The following is a 16,611-nucleotide window of genomic DNA, read 5'->3' as shown; positions in this document are numbered from 1 at the left end:
TTGGTTGTTTTGGCAACAAACCAATCAATCCTCATAATTATACTCATTTGTAATCCATTCGATTTGGACCTGGTTTTTACCAAGGAAAGTTACTTTCCATTCCTGAAAGTGGGTCCCTCCCCAAAATTCGGATTCCAGCTGAATGATATCGCCAATGACTTCCCATCTTCCGGGATAATCTTGGGTGATGATGGGCGGGGTACCGCAAAAACCCAAATTGGAACGATGGATCAGGGTGCCATCGCCACGAATGATAAACCCATAGGTGTTTTCAGGAATTTGGCTTGTTTTTTCCATGGTAAAGCCGCTTTCACTGTATTTAAGGTTGGTCCATTGACCGACCAAAAATTCCTCATCTCCCATTGTAAAAGGCTCTTCCTCCATGCAGGAGCTGAACAAAAAGACCAAACAGAGCAAGAAGTAAATTTTTTTCATGATTTAAGCCGTTGATTGTCCCCTAGACGAAGGAAAATGCAGCGGCGTTGTAATGGGCCTGTGTTTTTTTTGAGGGGGAAAAATTAGTATAAAATAACCTAATCAGCCTATGTCAATCGGAAGTGTACACAAGCAAAGGATATGTCCAGTTCCTAAAACAGTGGACATATCAACTCAATATGTCCAGTTTGAAAACCCAACTTATCATGTTGAAATTTTCTGTTTCCTTAACAAGTTGGATTTTAATTCACCCTAATTTCTTCCCCACAATTGATCCTGGCTTGGTCTAGAGCCATGCCGATAAACATGGGGTAGCTCCAGCTTTTGTACCTGCCCCATACCTTCCCCTCAAACCTGGGATAAATTTCGGCTTTGACCAGAGGGATCAGCGGTTTGGCTTTTTCTTCCAGTAGCCTCAAGGCGATGGCTGCATGGAGTACGGTGGTTTCCTCTTCCGCTTGCAGGTGTTTGCCAAGGGTTTCATAGGCTTTTGGATCTTCCCTAAATTGAATCAGCATTTTGGCGCTTTGAATGGCATTGATCGGAGAGGGATCATCCAACATGATTTCCAATTCCTGAAGTAATAAGCTGGAATTCAGCCCGGCGTATTCCAAAGCCATCAAGCCCCAATATCGGATCAGGGGATCCTCATCCTGCATCCGTTTTATGGTAGAGCCGCCATCGATCTGCCCTACCAGGTTCATTGCTTCAAGTGTTTTCTCAGGATCGAAATGTGCACCATCCCTCAAGATTTCATACACTGAACTTCCTTGGGCACGGAGCATGTATTCAGATTCATTGAGCATGCCGGAATCCCTGTGCTTGACCATCCACTGATCCAGCTCTTTTTGAAACGACCGGACGCGTTCTTGATATTCGGGTTTCAAGGCCAAGTTATTCAATTCATAAGGGTCTTCATCAAGGTCATATAACTCTAAAGTCATTTTGGGATGAAAGTATTGTTCCATGTGTGATGGCAAGGCGTTCTCATTTCTAGTCCGGTAAATTTCCGCCATGGCCTGCTTGGCTTGGGTAAAAATAACTGCTTCCTGAATGTAAGGAAGCTGAGGGATATAATTCCGGATATACAGGTATCGACCGTCAAAAACGGACCTTGACATGTCATTGCAATCATCTGCCCGGCTTCGGAACCCGAAATTGTACTGGTTTATTTCCGCTTTAGGGCCAAGGAAATTCTTTCCTTCCATATAGGAAGATGGGGCTATGCCGGCCAAACCCAGCACTGTGGGTGCAAAATCCACAAAGCCGACCAAGTCATCTACCTGTTGGGTTTTCAGGTTGGAGACCAGGTGACGGTATTTTTGAGGCACATGAAGGACAAGGGGAATGTGCACCCCGGAGTTGTTCAGCCATCGCTTGTGTCTTGGCAGTCCAAAACCATGGTCTGAAAAGACAAAGATGATGGTATTGTCATACAATCCGTCGTCTTTGAGCTGTTGAACCAGATCACCTACCCCTTGGTCAAAGATGCTGATCAGGTCATAGGCATGGGCCATGATTTCCCGCATTTTGGGGGTGTCGGGGAAATAGGGTGGGATAGGGGCTTTTTCAGGGTCATGCCTGAGTTCCAGGTCTTTTTTTACCGATTCAGGATTAGCATTGTTGGTGGGGCCTTCGTGGGTGATCATGAAATTGACCACGGAAAAAAAAGGCTGTCCCTCCTCCCTGTTTCGCCAATGGGCCTCGTTGCTGCTGTCATGCCATCTGCCTTCCGCGCTGAAATTATAATCTGTTTTTGCATTGTTGGTGGTATAGTAGCCATTGTCACGGAGGATTTCGGGCAATATTTGCAGGTCATCAGGAAGGGGAACGTCGGAACGAAGGTGTTGGGTGCCCAAAGAAGTGGCATACATACCGGTAATCAGTGTGGAGCGAGCAGGGGCACAGATCGGGGAAGTAGAACTCGCCCTCGTATAGATAAATCCATCAGCGGCCAGCTTGTCGATGTTTGGGGTAGTGGCATAATCATCTCCATAACATCCCCAAGCCGGATCAATGTCCTCTGTAGAGATCCATAGGATATTGGGTGGGGGCAGTTCTTTTTGGCTGTCAGACCCGCAGGAAAATAAGATCAAAGTGGACAAAATAAAGAATGGAAGTATGGTTTTCATAGTCACTATTTTATAAAGTGCCAATCACGTTATCGGATTGACCGTTTTTGCAGTTGATTTTCACTTTCCATGCTTCCCCCCAAATCCCTCATTTGGGGGACTTTAAGATCGTGCTTTCTATTCATTTTAATTTGTAGAAAAGTAATGCGCGGATTTATTACTTCTGCGTTCTCCAATATAACGAAGACTCCCACCTTTATCGGGCAGGCTTCGCTCCGCTCAGAGTGAGGGTAAAATGGTTGTTTTCCCTTCTTTCAGCTTTCACCTTCCCCCTTCAAACTTTCCACTGTTCTCTGTTTTCTGATACCCTGATATCCAGTTCTATGTTTTCAACTACTTTCAGCTTTCACCTTTGAGCTTCAAGCTTTTCAAAAGTTAACCGATTCTCTAATTTTCTGATATCAGTTATTCTGTTCATCATACCTACAACCTCTTACCTTTTACAATTTTTACCATTTACTTCTCATCTCTCACCTCTCACCTTTTACATCATTCAGTTGTATTTACTTTTAGCTTTCACCTTTGAGCTTCAAGCTTTTCAATAGTTAACCGGTTCTCTAATTTCCTGATTTCCAGTTATTCTATTCATCATACCTACAACCTCTTACCTTTTACAATTTTTACCATTTACTTCTTATCTCTCACCTCTCACCTTTTACATCATTCAGTTGTATTTACTTTCAGCTTTCACCTTTGAGCTTCAAGCTTTTCAATAGTTAACCGATTCTCTAATTTCCTGATTTCCAGTTATTCTGTTCATCATACCTACAACCTCTTACCTTTTACAATTTTTACCATTTACTACTTACCTTTCACCTCTCACCTTTGAGCTTCAAGCTTTTCAATAGTTAACCGGTTCTCTAATTTCCTGATTTCCAGTTATTCTATTCATCATACCTACAACCTCTTACCTTTTACAATTTTTACCATTTACTTCTTACCTCTCACCTTTTACATCATTCAGTTGTATTTACTTTCAGCTTTCACCTTTGAGCTTCAAGCTTTTCAATAGTTAACCGATTCTCTAATTTTCTGATATCAGTTATTCTGTTCATCATACCTACAACCTCTTACCTTTTACAATTTTTACCATTTACTTCACCTTTCACCTTTTACCACCTTCACCATCCAAAATAAACCACCTAATCCACAACAGGCTCCTTTTCAAAATCCGACTCATTCACCCACCCTGCATTCGGCGTTTCTCCTTTCAGCCATTTTTCGTAGAAGCCCACATCATTGGGGTTGACGTAAGGGTATTCGTCAAAAATATGCCCCCTACCCAACATCCTGGGGTCTTCCTGTCTTCTTAATGCTGCTTCCATCTGCTGGATCATAGATTCCTTTACTGCCCGGTATTCGGGATTATGGGCCAGATTTTTCAGGCAATCTTTGTCTTTGCTGATGTCATATAGTTCCACTTCCATTCTTTTCCCGAAATTGAGATCCCAGTAATGTTGGTTTTCACCCCTTCTTCGAAGATTAAGGATGACTGATTTGGTGGCTCCTCCATCGGTATTGAGGTAGCCGGTTTCCGGATTGCCGGCTGGCCATCGGTCTGTTTCATAATTTTTCACGAGCAGGTAATTCCCCTTCACCATGCCCCTCATGGGGTAGCCCACATCATTCGGCCTGCCTACATCGTGTCTTTCCTTACCGATCAGGACATGGTCTCTTTTTGGATTGATAAGGCCATCTTTGTCTGTTTGGAAAATGTCAATGAAACTTTTGCCTTCGATGATCTGCATTCCATGTGTTGATTCGGTAATCTGAGAAGCTTCCAATACGGTAGGGGCCATGTCAATAAAACTGATAAAGTCCTCGATTTTTCTCCCAGGATTTTTAATGCCATTTTTCCACATGATGGCCAAGGGCAGGTGGTTGGAATATTCGTAGGATTGCCCTTTTGCTCTTGGAAAGGGCATGCCATTGTCCGCGGTGATGATGATCAGCGTATTGTCCAATTCCCCAAGCTCCTCGAGCATGTCCAGCATCTTGCCGGCCTGCGCATCAAAGTATTCGAGTTCATAGGCATAGTCCAACAAATCAATCCGCACTGAATCCACATCCGGCCAGAATCCAGGGACCTGATCAATTTCAGCTGTTTTTCTTCCGAAGCGGAGGGAGGAGCCAAACTCGTATGCCCTATGGGGCTCGATGGACCCATACCAAAAGCAGAAAGGTTGCCCCGAAGTCCGCTCATTCAAAAAATCCCTGAAGTTTTCCGCATAATCCGTACTGGAAATCTGGGTGGTGGGTGGTTCTAAAGTTTTGCTGTTGTAGGCCTTTCCTGTAAGCAACCTGGGTTGGCCATTGATCTGACCTGGATTGCCAGGGCTCCAACCTTTTCTGGTATGACCGGTAAAATACCCCTGTTCTGACAAAGCTTCCATAAAGGTCTTGAACTTTTCAGGAAAGTTGTTCCAATGGTTGGCCGCCTCCTCCAATTGCCATGAATTGCGACCAGTAAGAAAGTTTGCTCTGGAAGGCGCACATTTGGCATTGGGGGTGTAGGCATTCATAAAGAGAAGCCCCTCTTGGGCAATCCGGTCAAAAGTCGGCGTATTGACCCATGAGGTGCCATAAGCGCCCATGTGGGGAAATGAAACATCATCTGCCATCAATATCAGGATATTGGGCGGAGGGAAAGATTCATTTTCCTTTTCCGAGCAAGATAGCAGAAACGAAAGGCATAAAAAGCTGGTTGAGATGATCCAAAACCTGCCCGATGAAATTAAAGTCTTTGTGTATTTGACAAAAAGGGGTAGAATTTCCATGTTGAATTATGTATCCTCTGCTTACAAATAGTTACAAATCTCCTCGCTTAGCCACAATGCAAAATACAAGTTTAAGTTTTACCATGCACGTTTAAGCAATGTTTTTGGATAAAGAGTTGATGGTTTATTGGTTAGACATGCCAAAAGACAGATCTTTTTTTCTTGTTAGGCATAATGCAGAATGATATTCATTCATATTATCCATGGTCTCCGGTCTTCTTTCTTCTGACCCAAACTTTATTGGAATTTACAAAACCTTGTACAGGGGCGAAGTCCTAATGTTACTGTTTCATAGAATTTTTGTAAATTTCAAGAAATCAAACCCAGACAAAGATGAAGACAAAATTGTTAATGGCATACTTTATCCTATCTATAGGGCTGTTTTCCTGCGGGTCGGGAGGTGACAGATACTCTGGAGCAGTAGAAACTGAGTATATGGAGCTTGAAAACTTCAACAAACTCAAAGTGGAGGGCATGTTTAATCTCAATATCAGTCAGGGAGATCAAGAATCCCTCACGATGAAAGGCAGCCCGGAGGTGATCGAAAAGTTGAGGGTAACCCAAAATGGAGATTGGCTAGAATTGAGTTTAAAAGGCAAAAACAATCGCTTTTGGGGTGATAATTCACTTCAAATTGACCTTACACTGGCTAATTTACAAGAACTTGAATTCCAGGGAGCCGGTCAGATCAAAACCACGCAAGCGTTGGAGGTAGGTGCATTCAGAATCAGAGGCGAAGGAGTAGGCAACATCATATTGGAGTTGGACGCGGATACTGTCGAGGCAGATTTGGATATGGTGGGCAACCTGGAACTGAGGGGACAAACGGAAACCTTTAGCCTGAAAAATGAAGGCATTGGTAACATCGATGCCTCCAGATTAATTGCCAATGAAGTGGATGTATTTAGTTCGGGGATCGGATCGGTATCAGTACACTGTAAGGGAGAACTGACTTTAGAAGCCCATGGCATCGGTTCGATCAACTATTCCGGTAATCCTACCAAGGTCAATGAGAAGGTTTCTGGCATTGGGAAGGTGACTAGGAATTGATTTGTTTTTAGCTGAAAGCTCGAAGGTGTAAGGTGAAAGTAGGGCTCGGAGAACAGGAAATCGGGATATCAGAAAACGGATAATCAGAAAACAGAAAAACAGAGGATTAGAGAAAAAGCTTGAAGCTCAAAGCTCAAAGGTGAAAGTAGTGTGATGTGAACAGGATATCGAGATATCAGAAACGGACAAGCTGGAAACAAAAAAATAGGATATCGGAGAATGGGCAGGAAGCAGAAAGCGCAAATGACAACCCGACAACTGGCCCCCTCAGGTGGGCCACGACAACCCGACAAGGGAAATTGGATAATCAGATAAACAGATAATCAGGATATCGGAGAATGTGAAGGAAGCCGAAAGCGGAAATGACAACCCGACAACTGGCCCCCTCAGGTGGGCCGTGACAACCCGACAACGGAAGTCGGATAAGCAGAAAACAGAAAAACAGGATATCGGAGGGTTAGCTGGAAGTTCAAAGCTTTTGGCAGTTTCTGTGAGGGGGGAGCAAACTGAAGAACGATCTTAGCGCTTAAATTTCGAACCTGAAGGTTTAGAAATGAGTTAATTGGGACAACTAGACAACTTGATATCAGATTAACTCGAAGGTGTAAGGACTAGCTGCTCCTTAATGGTTTTTCGATAGCGCATCCAATACCTGTTTGACACAACTTCCCAAGGCCTCTTTCACCTCAAAGTCCCAAAATCGGAGAACGGTCCATCCTCTGGACTTGTACAGGTGGTTAATTTCCTGATCCCTTTGTTTGTTCCTTTCGATTTTGGGGATCCAAAAATCCCGGTTGGATTTTAGGCTGGCTTGCCGGTTTTCCCAATCATGCCCATGCCAAAAAGCTCCATCCACAAAAACCACCACCTTGTATTTTATCCAAACAATATCCGGCTTTCCGGGAAGTTTGCGCCTATTGCTTCGGTAGCGGATTCCAGCCTGCCAAAGTGCCTTTTTTAGTCTCTGTTCGGGCTTGGTGTTCTTCCCTTTGATCTGAGACATGTTGTAAGACCGCTGTTTGGTTGTATAAAAACCATTTTCCTCACAGAATTTAGGTACGGTGATTTTTGGCTCTGCATAAGGTTTTTGAGACTTCGACATAGCACATTTTAAACCAAGTATCCTTGATGGGAAGTTCCACTTAATGGGTCAAGGTTGTTTCATGGTCCCCAAAATCCCGAAGACCCCACTGCAAGCTGGTACAAATCCACCCCCCTTATGGGGGGCAGGGGGGTAATTTTGGAAGAAAGCAATCCACTTGCAAAGACAAGGTGAATTAAAAGGCGTCGAGTTATTACTGCAAATGGCAAACCGTACTTATCCGTCATGCTGAGCCTGCCGAAGCATCTCTTCGAAATTCTGAAGACACTTCGGCAAGCTCAGGGTGACGTCAAAAGTGTGGCTATACCCTCCGAAATCCTTAAGACCCCACTGCAAGCTTGTACAAATCCACCCCCCATATGGGGGGCAGGGGGGAAAATATGGAAGAATTTGCAACCCTGCCAAGGGCAAACCCAGCAAAAACCTAAAGAGGTACAAAGTTTTCCAAAATCCCGAAGACCCTTCGGCAAGCTCAGGGTGACGTCAAAAGTGTGGCTATACCCTCCGAAATTTCGAAGACCCTCTACCTAAGGGTAGACAGGATTCGGCAAGACTCTACCTAATCCACCCTCCAACCGTGGGGCAGGGGGGTAATTTTGGAAGAAAGCAATCCACTTGCAAATACAAGGTGAATTAAAAGATGTCGAGTTATTACTGCAAATGGCAAACCGTACTTATCCGTCATGCTGAGCCTGCCGAAGCATCTCTTCGAAATTTCGAAGACCTTTCAGCTAGCTGATACCTTACGGTTTAAAGGCAGGGTGACGTCAAAAGTGTGGCTATACCCCCCGAAATCCCGAAGACCCTCTACCTAAGGGTAGACAGAATTCAGTAAGACCCTACCTAATCCACCCTCCAACCGTGGGGCAGGGGGGTAATATTGGAAGAAAGCAATCCACTTGCAAAGACAAGGTGAATTAAAAGGTGTCGAGTTATTACAGCAAATGGCAAACCGTACTTATCCGTCATGCTGAGCCTGCCGAAGCATCTCTTCGAAATTTCGAAGACCTTTCAGCTAGCTGTTACCTGACGGTAGAAAGGCAGGGTGACGTCAAAAGTGTGGCTATACCCTCCGAAACCTCGAAGACTCTTCGCTTCACTCAGAGTGACGGTAATATGGACGACAATCAAGGAAACATGAAAACCCTGACAACTTTGACAACAAAAAAAAATCTAATATCCAAGAATAACCACCAGTATCCCAAACCACTAAACCCCCCACTTCTCCAATCTGTACGCACTCTCCCAAAACATCCACTCCAGTTTGCTGGCCATTTCGAAGGCTTCAAACATGTCTTCTTGCCCCTCTGGACTTAGTTTTTCCGCCAATTGATCCGTAATTTGGATGGCTTTGTGTACAGACCGAGCAAAATCCTCCCCTGCATAGGTGTCGATCCAGTTTTGGTATGGGTTCATTTCTGATTGGGTCTGAGCCGCATAAATGTAATCTCCCACTTCTTTATAAATCCAAAAACAAGGCAAAACGGCTGCTACCGCTTTTTCCACATTGGCATAAGCCGCCTGATTCAGCAAAAAGTTTGTATAAAGCAGGCAGGTCGGTGAAGGCTTTACCTCATGAGGAAGCCCCAAAGTTTGAAAATACCCTTCATGTAAGGCCCTTTCTACGACAATAGCGCCTGAGGCAAAATTGGAGAAGGCCAAAACATGGTCTAAATCCGACAGTCGCCCACTGATTGTGCTGAGCGCTTTTCCAAATTCACCGAGATAATAGGCATCCTGAGCAAGGTAGAATTTGAATTTCTCTCTGGGCAGAGAACCTTTCAGAAGTTCTTGGTTGAAGGGCAAATGGATGATTTTTTTATAGAGCGGATCGATCCGCTGCCAGACACTTTCAGTCCAAGTCATGGGTGATCTGTTTGAGAGGTTTGAAAAAATGGTTGAGAGGTCCTGCGCCATGTCCCGTTTTGACATCTTTCCCCCGCTCCAAAGCAGTCTGAACAAATAAGCGCGCCATTTCTACAGCAGTGGTCAACGGGGCTCCTTTTGCCATTTCAGAAGCGATGGCTGCTGAAAGGGTACACCCAGTTCCATGTACATTTTGTGTTTCGATATAGGGTCCTTCAAAAACTGTCTGTTTACCACCACTTTCCAGCAAAACATCAAAAATCTGATCTCCTTTGAGGTGGCCTCCTTTAACCAAAACCGCCTTAGCCCGTTGCTTTTGGATCATTTCGGCAGCCTGCTTCATGTCTTCCAGATCTTTGATGTGAATCTTGGACAGAATTTCTGCTTCGTCCAGATTGGGCGTCAACAGGGTGGTGATAGGTATGAGCAATTCCTTCAGGGCAATGATGGTTTCATCACGGATCAAACGATCCCCTGAACTTGCCACCATAACTGGATCGAATATGATCGGAATGCTTTTTCGGTCTTTCAGTCTTTCGGCCAAAACTTCCACCACCTCAGGCCTGTCCAACATGCCTAATTTGATGGCCAATGGTGGGATGTCTTCCATTACGGCATCCAATTGGGCTTTGATATGATCTACCGGAATGCTATGAATATCTCTTACTCCTTTAGTATTTTGAGCGGTAGTGGCAGTAAGTACGGACATCCCATAGCAACCAAGGGCTGCGAAGGTTTTTAAATCTGCCTGAATTCCCGCGCCTCCTCCGCTGTCCGAACCGGCAATGGTCAATACTGGTATATAAGTTTTCATAAACGTTGGTTCAATCCTTTTTCAATTTCAATTCTAAAAGATTTTGCTGCTTTGCCTGGTGAATCGGCACTGCAAATTCCTGACACCACAGCCAAACAATCTGCCCCTGCCACCACCAAATCGGCTGCATTTTCAACCTTTACTCCACCAATGGCCACTAGCATTTTACTGGTTTTTTTCCGCAATTGGATCAATCCTTTTATTCCCCATTCCGTAGCCGTGTCGGTCTTGGTTGGGGTGGAAAAAATGGGACTTACGCCAAAGTACCAGGCATTTTCCACTTGAGCTTGGGATAAATCAGAAAGCTTTTCCAATGACAAGCCGATTCGGAAATCATCCCCCAAAACTTTTTTTGCTTGATCAAATGCGAGGTCTGATTGACCGATGTGTAACCCATCCGCCCCTGTAGCTTTCACAACATCGGGATTATCATTGATGATCAATGGCACTTGGTATCTGTCACAAAGAGCTTTCAATTTCATTCCTTTCGTAATAAATTCAGTTGTGGACAATTGTTTCTCCCGCAATTGAACCACATCTACACCCCCTTTGAGGGCTTCCTCGATCACCCAAAAAAAATCCCTGCCAAGGCAAAGGGCCTCATCCGTGACGAGGTACAGTCGGTATGGGAAATTAGACATCATGGACTATAGCCGACTCACTTTCATGTGATTGATCAGTTGTTGTTCATCAAGTCGGTAAAGGGCATCATAGAAATGCATTTGCAAGCTTCCGGGTCCTTTGGCTTCCCCTGCGGCAAGTTCCCCTGATACTCCCATCACGGTCATGGCACTGTATGCAGCTTCAAAGGCTGGCCCAATAGCGGCAAAAGCGCCGACAAGGGCGGAAGCAGTACAGCCCATTCCGGTTACTTTGGCCATCATGGGATCTCCGTTTTCTATTTTTACAATATCCTCAGCTTGGATGACAAAATCTGTTGCTCCGGAAATGCAGATGACGGTTTTGTGCTGCTGGGACAAGGATTTACCAGCTTCCAGAGCAGCTTCTGCACTGTCGGTGCTGTCCACTCCTTTGGTATTGCTTTTGGATTGGTTCAGCGCAAGAATCTCCGATGCATTGCCCCTTATGATGTTTGGTTGATAAGAAAGCAATTGTCGAAGTACCTTGTCTCGATAAGGCGTAGCACCTGCCCCTACTGGATCCAAGACCCATGGAGTGCCGTATTCCTGAGCAGCTTGGGCAGCCATCAGCATACTTTCCACCCAGTACTCATCCAGCGTGCCTATATTGATCACAAGGGCGCCTACTATCTTGACCATATCTTTTACTTCGGCTTGGGCATGGGCCATGATAGGTGAAGCCCCCAAAGCAAGTAGGGCATTGGCACTGTTGTTCATCGCCACATAATTGGTGATGCTTTGAACGAGGGGGTTCTTTTCTCTGACTGATTGAAGGTGACGTAAGCAAGTAGATTCCATGCAATTAGATTTATGGTAAATCAATACTTTAGGAGGGCTGATTGCCAAGAAAAGGGGAAAGTTGGGCGGGCTTTTCCCTTCGTCGGCATTATCCGCATCAGGTTTTGAAGGGTATGATCTCAGCCTTTTGGGCACCCCTAAAGTAAATGTTATTCCAAACGAAGGTAAGATTTAAAATTTGGAAGGCCAAAGAATTTCGAAATTCAAGCGCATAGAAATGATGAAATATTTCAATTTTTTCTCCAAAAATTTATCCAAATAGAAGCCACTAGTGCAGTCAGTGTAGTGCCTACCGTAAGGATATCGACAGTCTGATCGGGAAGGTGCAAACCCAAGAGCCTCTGAAGCAGGTAACTGATGTAAGAGTTGGGAAGATTTTTTACGCCTTTTTCCCTGAGGATGTCCCAATGCCAGTCGGTCAGGGGACAATAGCCCCACCCGTACCAATAGCCTAAAACAACCCAGGAACCCAATGTAAGGCCAATGGTCCAAAGGTGCCATTTGCGTAAGGGTCGCCATATCCAGGCAAAGAGATTAAACAGAACCAGTACACTGTGAAAAACCACAAAAAAGATATCAGCAATATTTAAAAATGTTTCTGACATAGGCCACTTTTAGAATCCTGCCTCCTTGTCTACAGCATTGATCAGAGGCAAACCTGCCACATATCGGTTGACGTTTTCCACGAAAACTTCCTGGCTGCGCAAACTGGAATATTGTGATCGTCCTGAAATATGAGAAGTGATGATCACATTCGGAAAATCCCAAAGTGCATGGTCTTTGGGCAAGGGTTCAGGGTCAGTGACATCAAGACCTGCACCGGCAAGATGGCCACTTTCCAAAGCCTTCATCAAATCCGTGGTTTTGGCTACCTTTCCTCTTGAAATGTTGATAAAATAGGAGTTTTTGGGCATTTTCTGAAAGGCGGCCATGTCAAACATGTCTTCTGTTTGTTTGGTATGTGGTACGGCTGATACTATTATGTTCGATTTTTCAAGCACTTTTTCCAGGCCTCCAAAAGAGACATCATGCAACTCATCCACGAGATTTCCAGTGGTCTCTTGCGTCATTGGCCGTATGTCAGCAGCCAGTACCCGAAGGTCCATCGCTTTGGCTCTTCGGGCAATTTCCCGACCTATGCCCCCAAAACCTATGATTCCCATGGTCAGGTTTCGCATTTCGATTTGATTAGACACCCCTTTCCATTCCTGTTTGGGCATGTTCAGAGCCTGTTCTTTGATGCCTCTTGTGAGGGCAAAGAGCAAGCCAAAGGTATGTTCGGCAATGGCCGGGCCGTAACAGCCTTTGGCATTGGACATTTGGATTTCTTGCCTCTTTAACATCGCAGGAAAAAGTTGTTTCTCAACACCTGCGGAAGAGCTATGTACCCATTTCAGATTTTTTGCTTTAGCGAGTTCCGATTCACTGATCCTTCCGAAACAGACATCAATTTCAGAAAGAAAATCTGCATTGGAGGAATTGGTTTCATTGTGAAAGAGGGTAATTTCCGGGGAAATGGCCTTCAGTTTTTGTTCCAGCTCTTTGCTTAGACCTGAAGCCAGCCAGATGCGCAGGGGCAGTCTTTTGGTTTCAATCTCGGAATTTGAATGCGTTGCCCCTTGCAGGATATTGGGGGAAATTACAGCCGCACTTCCGAGCAATAAGCCATTCTGGGTTGCTTTTTTCATAAAAGTTCTACGGGACTGAGATAGGGAGACCATGGTAGGGAAAGTTAGGATTAGAAAGGATAAAGATGTCCATCTGAAGGACAAGTCCGTTGTCTGGCTGAGCAATACAAGATACAAAAAAAAAGTGGGCCTGCTATTGCTTAGGCACATTGAGCAAAGGAATTGCTTCAATAACCACAACCTTTGGTCTATTTGGAAAGCTGTGGATGATTGAATTGCACTAAAATTTAACAAAAAATCAAATTTTTCATGTCTTATTTTCCTAAATTCCCTATTCCATTTTCAATCTGATGAAACACCTCTTTTTCCATGTAAGTTTTTTGTGGCTGGTGACCCTTTCTTTTGGGAGCCTTGCTCAGTCCAACGCCCAAATTGACTCACTGGATATGGAGGCCTTTATGGATGGCCTGATGCATAACATGCTTGATGAGCGAAAGGTAGCCGGTGCCACTGTTTCAATTGTCAAAGATGGCCGGCTATTGTTACTGAAAGGCTATGGCGTATCAGATGTGGAACTACAAAAGCCTGTTGAACCTGAGAGGACCCTGTTTCGGATTGGTTCCATTACCAAGCTTTTTGTATGGACAGCGGTCATGCAACTTCACAGTCAGGGAAAATTGGATCTGGATGCGGATATCAATGTTTATTTGGATGACTTCGAAGTTCCTGAAAAGTTTGGCCAGCCCATCACCTTGAAAAACCTGCTGTCGCATACCCCGGGTTTTGAAGACCATGTGTTGGAGCTTTTTGTCAATGATGAGTCCAAGCTGTTGCCTTTAGGGGAAATATTGAAAAAGGAGATGCCCGAAAGGGTGCGCCCCCCTTATTCACAAGCCTCCTATTCCAACCATGGATCAGGTATTGCAGCCTATATTGTGGAAAAGGTATCAGGAATGTCTTTCCATGATTACACCCAGCAAAATATCCTAGATCCTTTGGGGATGAACGCCACGACCATGCGCCAACCCCTTCCCGAAAACATGCAGGAGCACATGTCAAAAGGCTATGTTTTCAACAAGAGATTTGAGGAAAAAGATTTTGAATTGGTACCGCTCTATCCCGTGGGTGCTGCAACATCTACGTCCTCCGATATGGCCTTATTGATGTTGGCCTACCTTCAACAAGGTCATTTTGAGGGCTATACTTTGCTGGATTCCGCCACTTTTATAAGCATGCTGCAGCCCTTGCACCATCACCACCCCGAGGTAAATCCCCTTTTATATGGTTTTATGGATTTGAGCCAAAAAGGAACCATGGTTTATGGCCATGGTGGAGATACTTTCTGGTTTCACTCCTTAATGGCCTTGGTGCCCGAACATGACTTCGGTTTATTTATCAGTTTCAACACGGGTAATGTGATGAATGGGTATATAAAAGTCATGGAGGCAATTATGGATCGGTATTTTCCTGACCCTAGGCCTTTGGCACCTCCTGTGGAAGTCAATCGGGATGGCTTGCAGAAGTTTGCTGGGGAATACAAAGTCAATAGGTACAATTATAATGACCTGACCAAAATCGTATCTCTCATGAGTAGGGTACAAGTTACCGTGGAGGAAGACGGAAAAATTGCCGTTCACCAACCTGGAGACAGCAAATACTATGTCCCTCTTGCCAACCATACTTTCCGGGAAATCCACAACAACAACCGCATTGCCTTTGGTGAAAATGAGCAAGGAGAAATCCATTATCTTTTTGATGGCATCTTATCCATCTATGCCTTGGAAAAAGTAAGCTTGATCGAATTGTCTCAAATTCATATCAGCATCTTGGTTATGGCTTTGCTCACAGCTATTTTGGTACTTGTATATTGGCCTTTGGCAGCTAGGATTCGCCGGAACCATCAATCTCTCCATTCCCATAAAAAGCTGATACCTGTGGTAGGAAAATGGGTAGCCTGGCTGAATTATGCCTGTTATTTGGTTTTTTTGGTAGGTATTGGATTAATACTTTCTGATCCCTTCGAATTGGTTTATGGTATTCCAATCAGTTTGAAGCTGCTCCTGTTTTTGCCGATTTTTATGGTGGTCTTTACCTTTTTGATGCTTTTCTTCACCATCAGGTATTTGGGAGACCGTGATTATACTGCTTTGAGTAAGGCTTTTTTTCTTCTCCTCACTTTAATCAGTTTCGCCGCCATTTGGCAGTTGTATTTCTGGAATTTTTTGGGATGGCAATATTGATCATAAATCAATACTGGGGTTGCCCTACATACCTTAGGCCTAAAAGGGCAGCTTGTGGCCTCAGCCTGTTCTGCCCTGTCAAATCCGAAAAGAGATATTATCTGGCAAGTTGGTCAGATTTGCAAAGGTGGCTCTAATGAATTACCACTTTACTAACATCAATGCGTATATGCCTGAAAAAAATCAAGTTTTTCATGACTTGATAAAATTGACTTGGATATATTTGCGCATAATTCAATTACCATCATGAAAAAGTGGATTTTCTATTCTTTGCTATTTTTACCCTTTTTAAGCTGGGCTCAAACAGAGAAAGATAGTACGAAGACAGATAATATCTACCTTGACAGTATTTTTATTGGGGAGATAGAAAATAAAAAGGGCGAAAAACCGAAAGTACTTCATGCAGAACCGCTCTATATTGACCTGATCCGCGACCTTGGAGCCAGAAAAGGGGAGAAGGAATGGAACCTTGGTGTGGGCATGAAGGCCGACAGAGATTTTGATGAATTTGAAGCCTTGTTGGAATATGAATGGGCACCGATAGATCGACTTGGTTTCGAGGTGGAATTACCCTTCACTTTTTACGGACCGGTCAATTCCGGTGGTGATGGTGTCCGCCCTTCCAATCGTCTGGAAAGTCTAAAGTTGGCTACTCAATGGTCTTTTTTGGTTTCTGAAAAACACAGTACCTCATTGGCTATTGGCTATATCCACGAATTTGAATTGACAGACCTAGACAAAATCCGTACTGAACGTTTCTTCAAAGGGAATGTTTACAACCCCTTCTTCATTGCAGCAAAAAGGTGGGGAAGGAATTATCATACCCTGATTTATACAGGTCCTAGGCTGATCAGTGAATTTGGTCAGACAGGCGTAGAGACGGTTTTTGAAATCAACACCAATTTGCATTACATGATTTCAGGTACCCGGAATTTCATAGGACTGGAGGTCAATAAGGAAGTGGTATCAGGCAAACTGCTCACCGTATTCAGACCACAGATGAGGGTGGCTTTGGCAGAAAATCTGATGGTGGGCATTGTGACAGGCATCCCCGTGAATACTGAGATTTCTGGCCTTAGCTCTTTCGTGCGCATCATCTATGAACCTGGGTTTAAGGCAATGCATTGA

General features: G+C 44.3%; 13 protein-coding genes, 1 pseudogene and 1 riboswitch. Of the genes and pseudogenes, 3 read left to right on the top strand and 11 right to left on the bottom strand.

All coding sequences use genetic code 11. From position 1 onward, the window contains the following. Positions 1-24: 24 nt before the first annotated feature. The 3 genes from H1A14_RS04390 to H1A14_RS04380 form a co-directional block, all read right to left on the bottom strand. Positions 25-435 carry a hypothetical protein gene (locus H1A14_RS04390; RefSeq protein ID WP_194775013.1) on the bottom strand — a complete coding sequence of 137 codons (411 nt, stop codon included), beginning with the start codon at positions 433-435 and terminating at the stop codon, positions 25-27. A gap of 242 nt (positions 436-677) precedes the next feature. After that, entirely contained in the window at positions 678-2,567 is a 1,890-nt protein-coding gene (locus H1A14_RS04385; RefSeq protein ID WP_194775012.1) for a sulfatase family protein, read from the bottom strand. 1,142 nt (positions 2,568-3,709) lie between these two features. Then, the gene (locus H1A14_RS04380) at positions 3,710-5,344 is read right to left on the bottom strand and encodes a sulfatase family protein (RefSeq protein ID WP_194775011.1); all 1,635 of its coding nucleotides are present in this window, start codon (positions 5,342-5,344) and stop codon (positions 3,710-3,712) included. Positions 5,345-5,677: 333 nt separating this feature from the next. On the opposite strand from H1A14_RS04380, the gene H1A14_RS04375 reads away from it, so the two are divergent. Further along, entirely contained in the window at positions 5,678-6,394 is a 717-nt protein-coding gene (locus tag H1A14_RS04375) for a head GIN domain-containing protein (protein WP_194775010.1), read from the top strand. 622 nt (positions 6,395-7,016) lie between these two features. On the opposite strand, the gene H1A14_RS23395 is transcribed toward H1A14_RS04375, so the two are convergent. The 8 genes and pseudogenes from H1A14_RS23395 to H1A14_RS04340 all read right to left on the bottom strand — a co-directional run bounded on the left by H1A14_RS23395 (position 7,017) and on the right by H1A14_RS04340 (position 13,303). Beyond that, entirely contained in the window at positions 7,017-7,127 is a 111-nt protein-coding gene (locus H1A14_RS23395) for a hypothetical protein (protein ID WP_394355325.1), read from the bottom strand. A gap of 15 nt (positions 7,128-7,142) precedes the next feature. Beyond that, positions 7,143-7,496, bottom strand: a pseudogene (locus H1A14_RS04370) (very short patch repair endonuclease); the annotation flags it as partial. Between the two features lie 1,209 nt (positions 7,497-8,705). Further along, a complete protein-coding gene (gene tenA / locus H1A14_RS04365; RefSeq protein ID WP_194775008.1) occupies positions 8,706-9,362 on the bottom strand; it encodes a thiaminase II in 657 nt (218 codons plus the stop codon). Continuing rightward, positions 9,349-10,176 (bottom strand): bifunctional hydroxymethylpyrimidine kinase/phosphomethylpyrimidine kinase, encoded by an 828-nt coding sequence (thiD, locus tag H1A14_RS04360; protein WP_194775007.1) that lies wholly within the window; start codon positions 10,174-10,176, stop codon positions 9,349-9,351. The genes tenA and thiD overlap by 14 nt, the downstream gene beginning before the upstream one ends. Next, the gene (thiE, locus tag H1A14_RS04355; protein ID WP_194775006.1) at positions 10,173-10,820 is read right to left on the bottom strand and encodes a thiamine phosphate synthase; all 648 of its coding nucleotides are present in this window, start codon (positions 10,818-10,820) and stop codon (positions 10,173-10,175) included. The genes thiD and thiE overlap by 4 nt, the downstream gene beginning before the upstream one ends. Before the next feature lie 3 nt (positions 10,821-10,823). After that, positions 10,824-11,615, bottom strand: a complete 792-nt coding sequence (gene thiM, locus H1A14_RS04350; RefSeq protein ID WP_194775005.1) for a hydroxyethylthiazole kinase — start codon at positions 11,613-11,615, stop codon at positions 10,824-10,826. A 57-nt stretch (positions 11,616-11,672) separates the two neighbouring features. Beyond that, a riboswitch (TPP riboswitch) is annotated at positions 11,673-11,764 on the bottom strand. An 81-nt stretch (positions 11,765-11,845) separates the two neighbouring features. Further along, positions 11,846-12,220 (bottom strand): DUF2784 domain-containing protein, encoded by a 375-nt coding sequence (locus H1A14_RS04345; protein WP_194775004.1) that lies wholly within the window; start codon positions 12,218-12,220, stop codon positions 11,846-11,848. A gap of 9 nt (positions 12,221-12,229) precedes the next feature. Further along, on the bottom strand, positions 12,230-13,303 hold the full coding sequence (locus H1A14_RS04340; protein ID WP_194775003.1) for a D-2-hydroxyacid dehydrogenase: 1,074 nt from the start codon (positions 13,301-13,303) through the stop codon (positions 12,230-12,232). A 290-nt stretch (positions 13,304-13,593) separates the two neighbouring features. Here H1A14_RS04340 and H1A14_RS04335 point away from each other — a divergent pair, with 290 nt between their 5' ends. After that, entirely contained in the window at positions 13,594-15,483 is a 1,890-nt protein-coding gene (locus H1A14_RS04335; RefSeq protein ID WP_194775002.1) for a serine hydrolase domain-containing protein, read from the top strand. A 246-nt stretch (positions 15,484-15,729) separates the two neighbouring features. After that, entirely contained in the window at positions 15,730-16,611 is an 882-nt protein-coding gene (locus H1A14_RS04330) for an HAEPLYID family protein (RefSeq protein WP_194775001.1), read from the top strand.

Origin of the sequence: Pararhodonellum marinum (assembly GCF_015354735.1) — a bacterium.
Taxonomy (GTDB): domain Bacteria; phylum Bacteroidota; class Bacteroidia; order Cytophagales; family Cyclobacteriaceae; genus Pararhodonellum; species Pararhodonellum marinum.
This window is presented reverse-complemented; position numbering and strand designations above follow the sequence as displayed.

Excerpts from the sequence above, each read along its gene's own strand:
- H1A14_RS04390 (WP_194775013.1), bottom strand. The coding sequence starts at position 435 with ATGAAAAAAATTTACTTCTTGCTCTGTTTGGTCTTTTTGTTCAGCTCC.
- H1A14_RS04385 (WP_194775012.1), bottom strand. The coding sequence starts at position 2,567 with ATGAAAACCATACTTCCATTCTTTATTTTGTCCACTTTGATCTTATTT.
- H1A14_RS04380 (WP_194775011.1), bottom strand. The coding sequence starts at position 5,344 with ATGGAAATTCTACCCCTTTTTGTCAAATACACAAAGACTTTAATTTCA.
- H1A14_RS04375 (WP_194775010.1), top strand. The coding sequence starts at position 5,678 with ATGAAGACAAAATTGTTAATGGCATACTTTATCCTATCTATAGGGCTG.
- tenA (WP_194775008.1), bottom strand. The coding sequence starts at position 9,362 with ATGACTTGGACTGAAAGTGTCTGGCAGCGGATCGATCCGCTCTATAAA.
- thiD (WP_194775007.1), bottom strand. The coding sequence starts at position 10,176 with ATGAAAACTTATATACCAGTATTGACCATTGCCGGTTCGGACAGCGGA.
- thiE (WP_194775006.1), bottom strand. The coding sequence starts at position 10,820 with ATGATGTCTAATTTCCCATACCGACTGTACCTCGTCACGGATGAGGCC.
- thiM (WP_194775005.1), bottom strand. The coding sequence starts at position 11,615 with ATGGAATCTACTTGCTTACGTCACCTTCAATCAGTCAGAGAAAAGAAC.
- H1A14_RS04345 (WP_194775004.1), bottom strand. The coding sequence starts at position 12,220 with ATGTCAGAAACATTTTTAAATATTGCTGATATCTTTTTTGTGGTTTTT.
- H1A14_RS04340 (WP_194775003.1), bottom strand. The coding sequence starts at position 13,303 with ATGAAAAAAGCAACCCAGAATGGCTTATTGCTCGGAAGTGCGGCTGTA.
- H1A14_RS04335 (WP_194775002.1), top strand. The coding sequence starts at position 13,594 with ATGAAACACCTCTTTTTCCATGTAAGTTTTTTGTGGCTGGTGACCCTT.
- H1A14_RS04330 (WP_194775001.1), top strand. The coding sequence starts at position 15,730 with ATGAAAAAGTGGATTTTCTATTCTTTGCTATTTTTACCCTTTTTAAGC.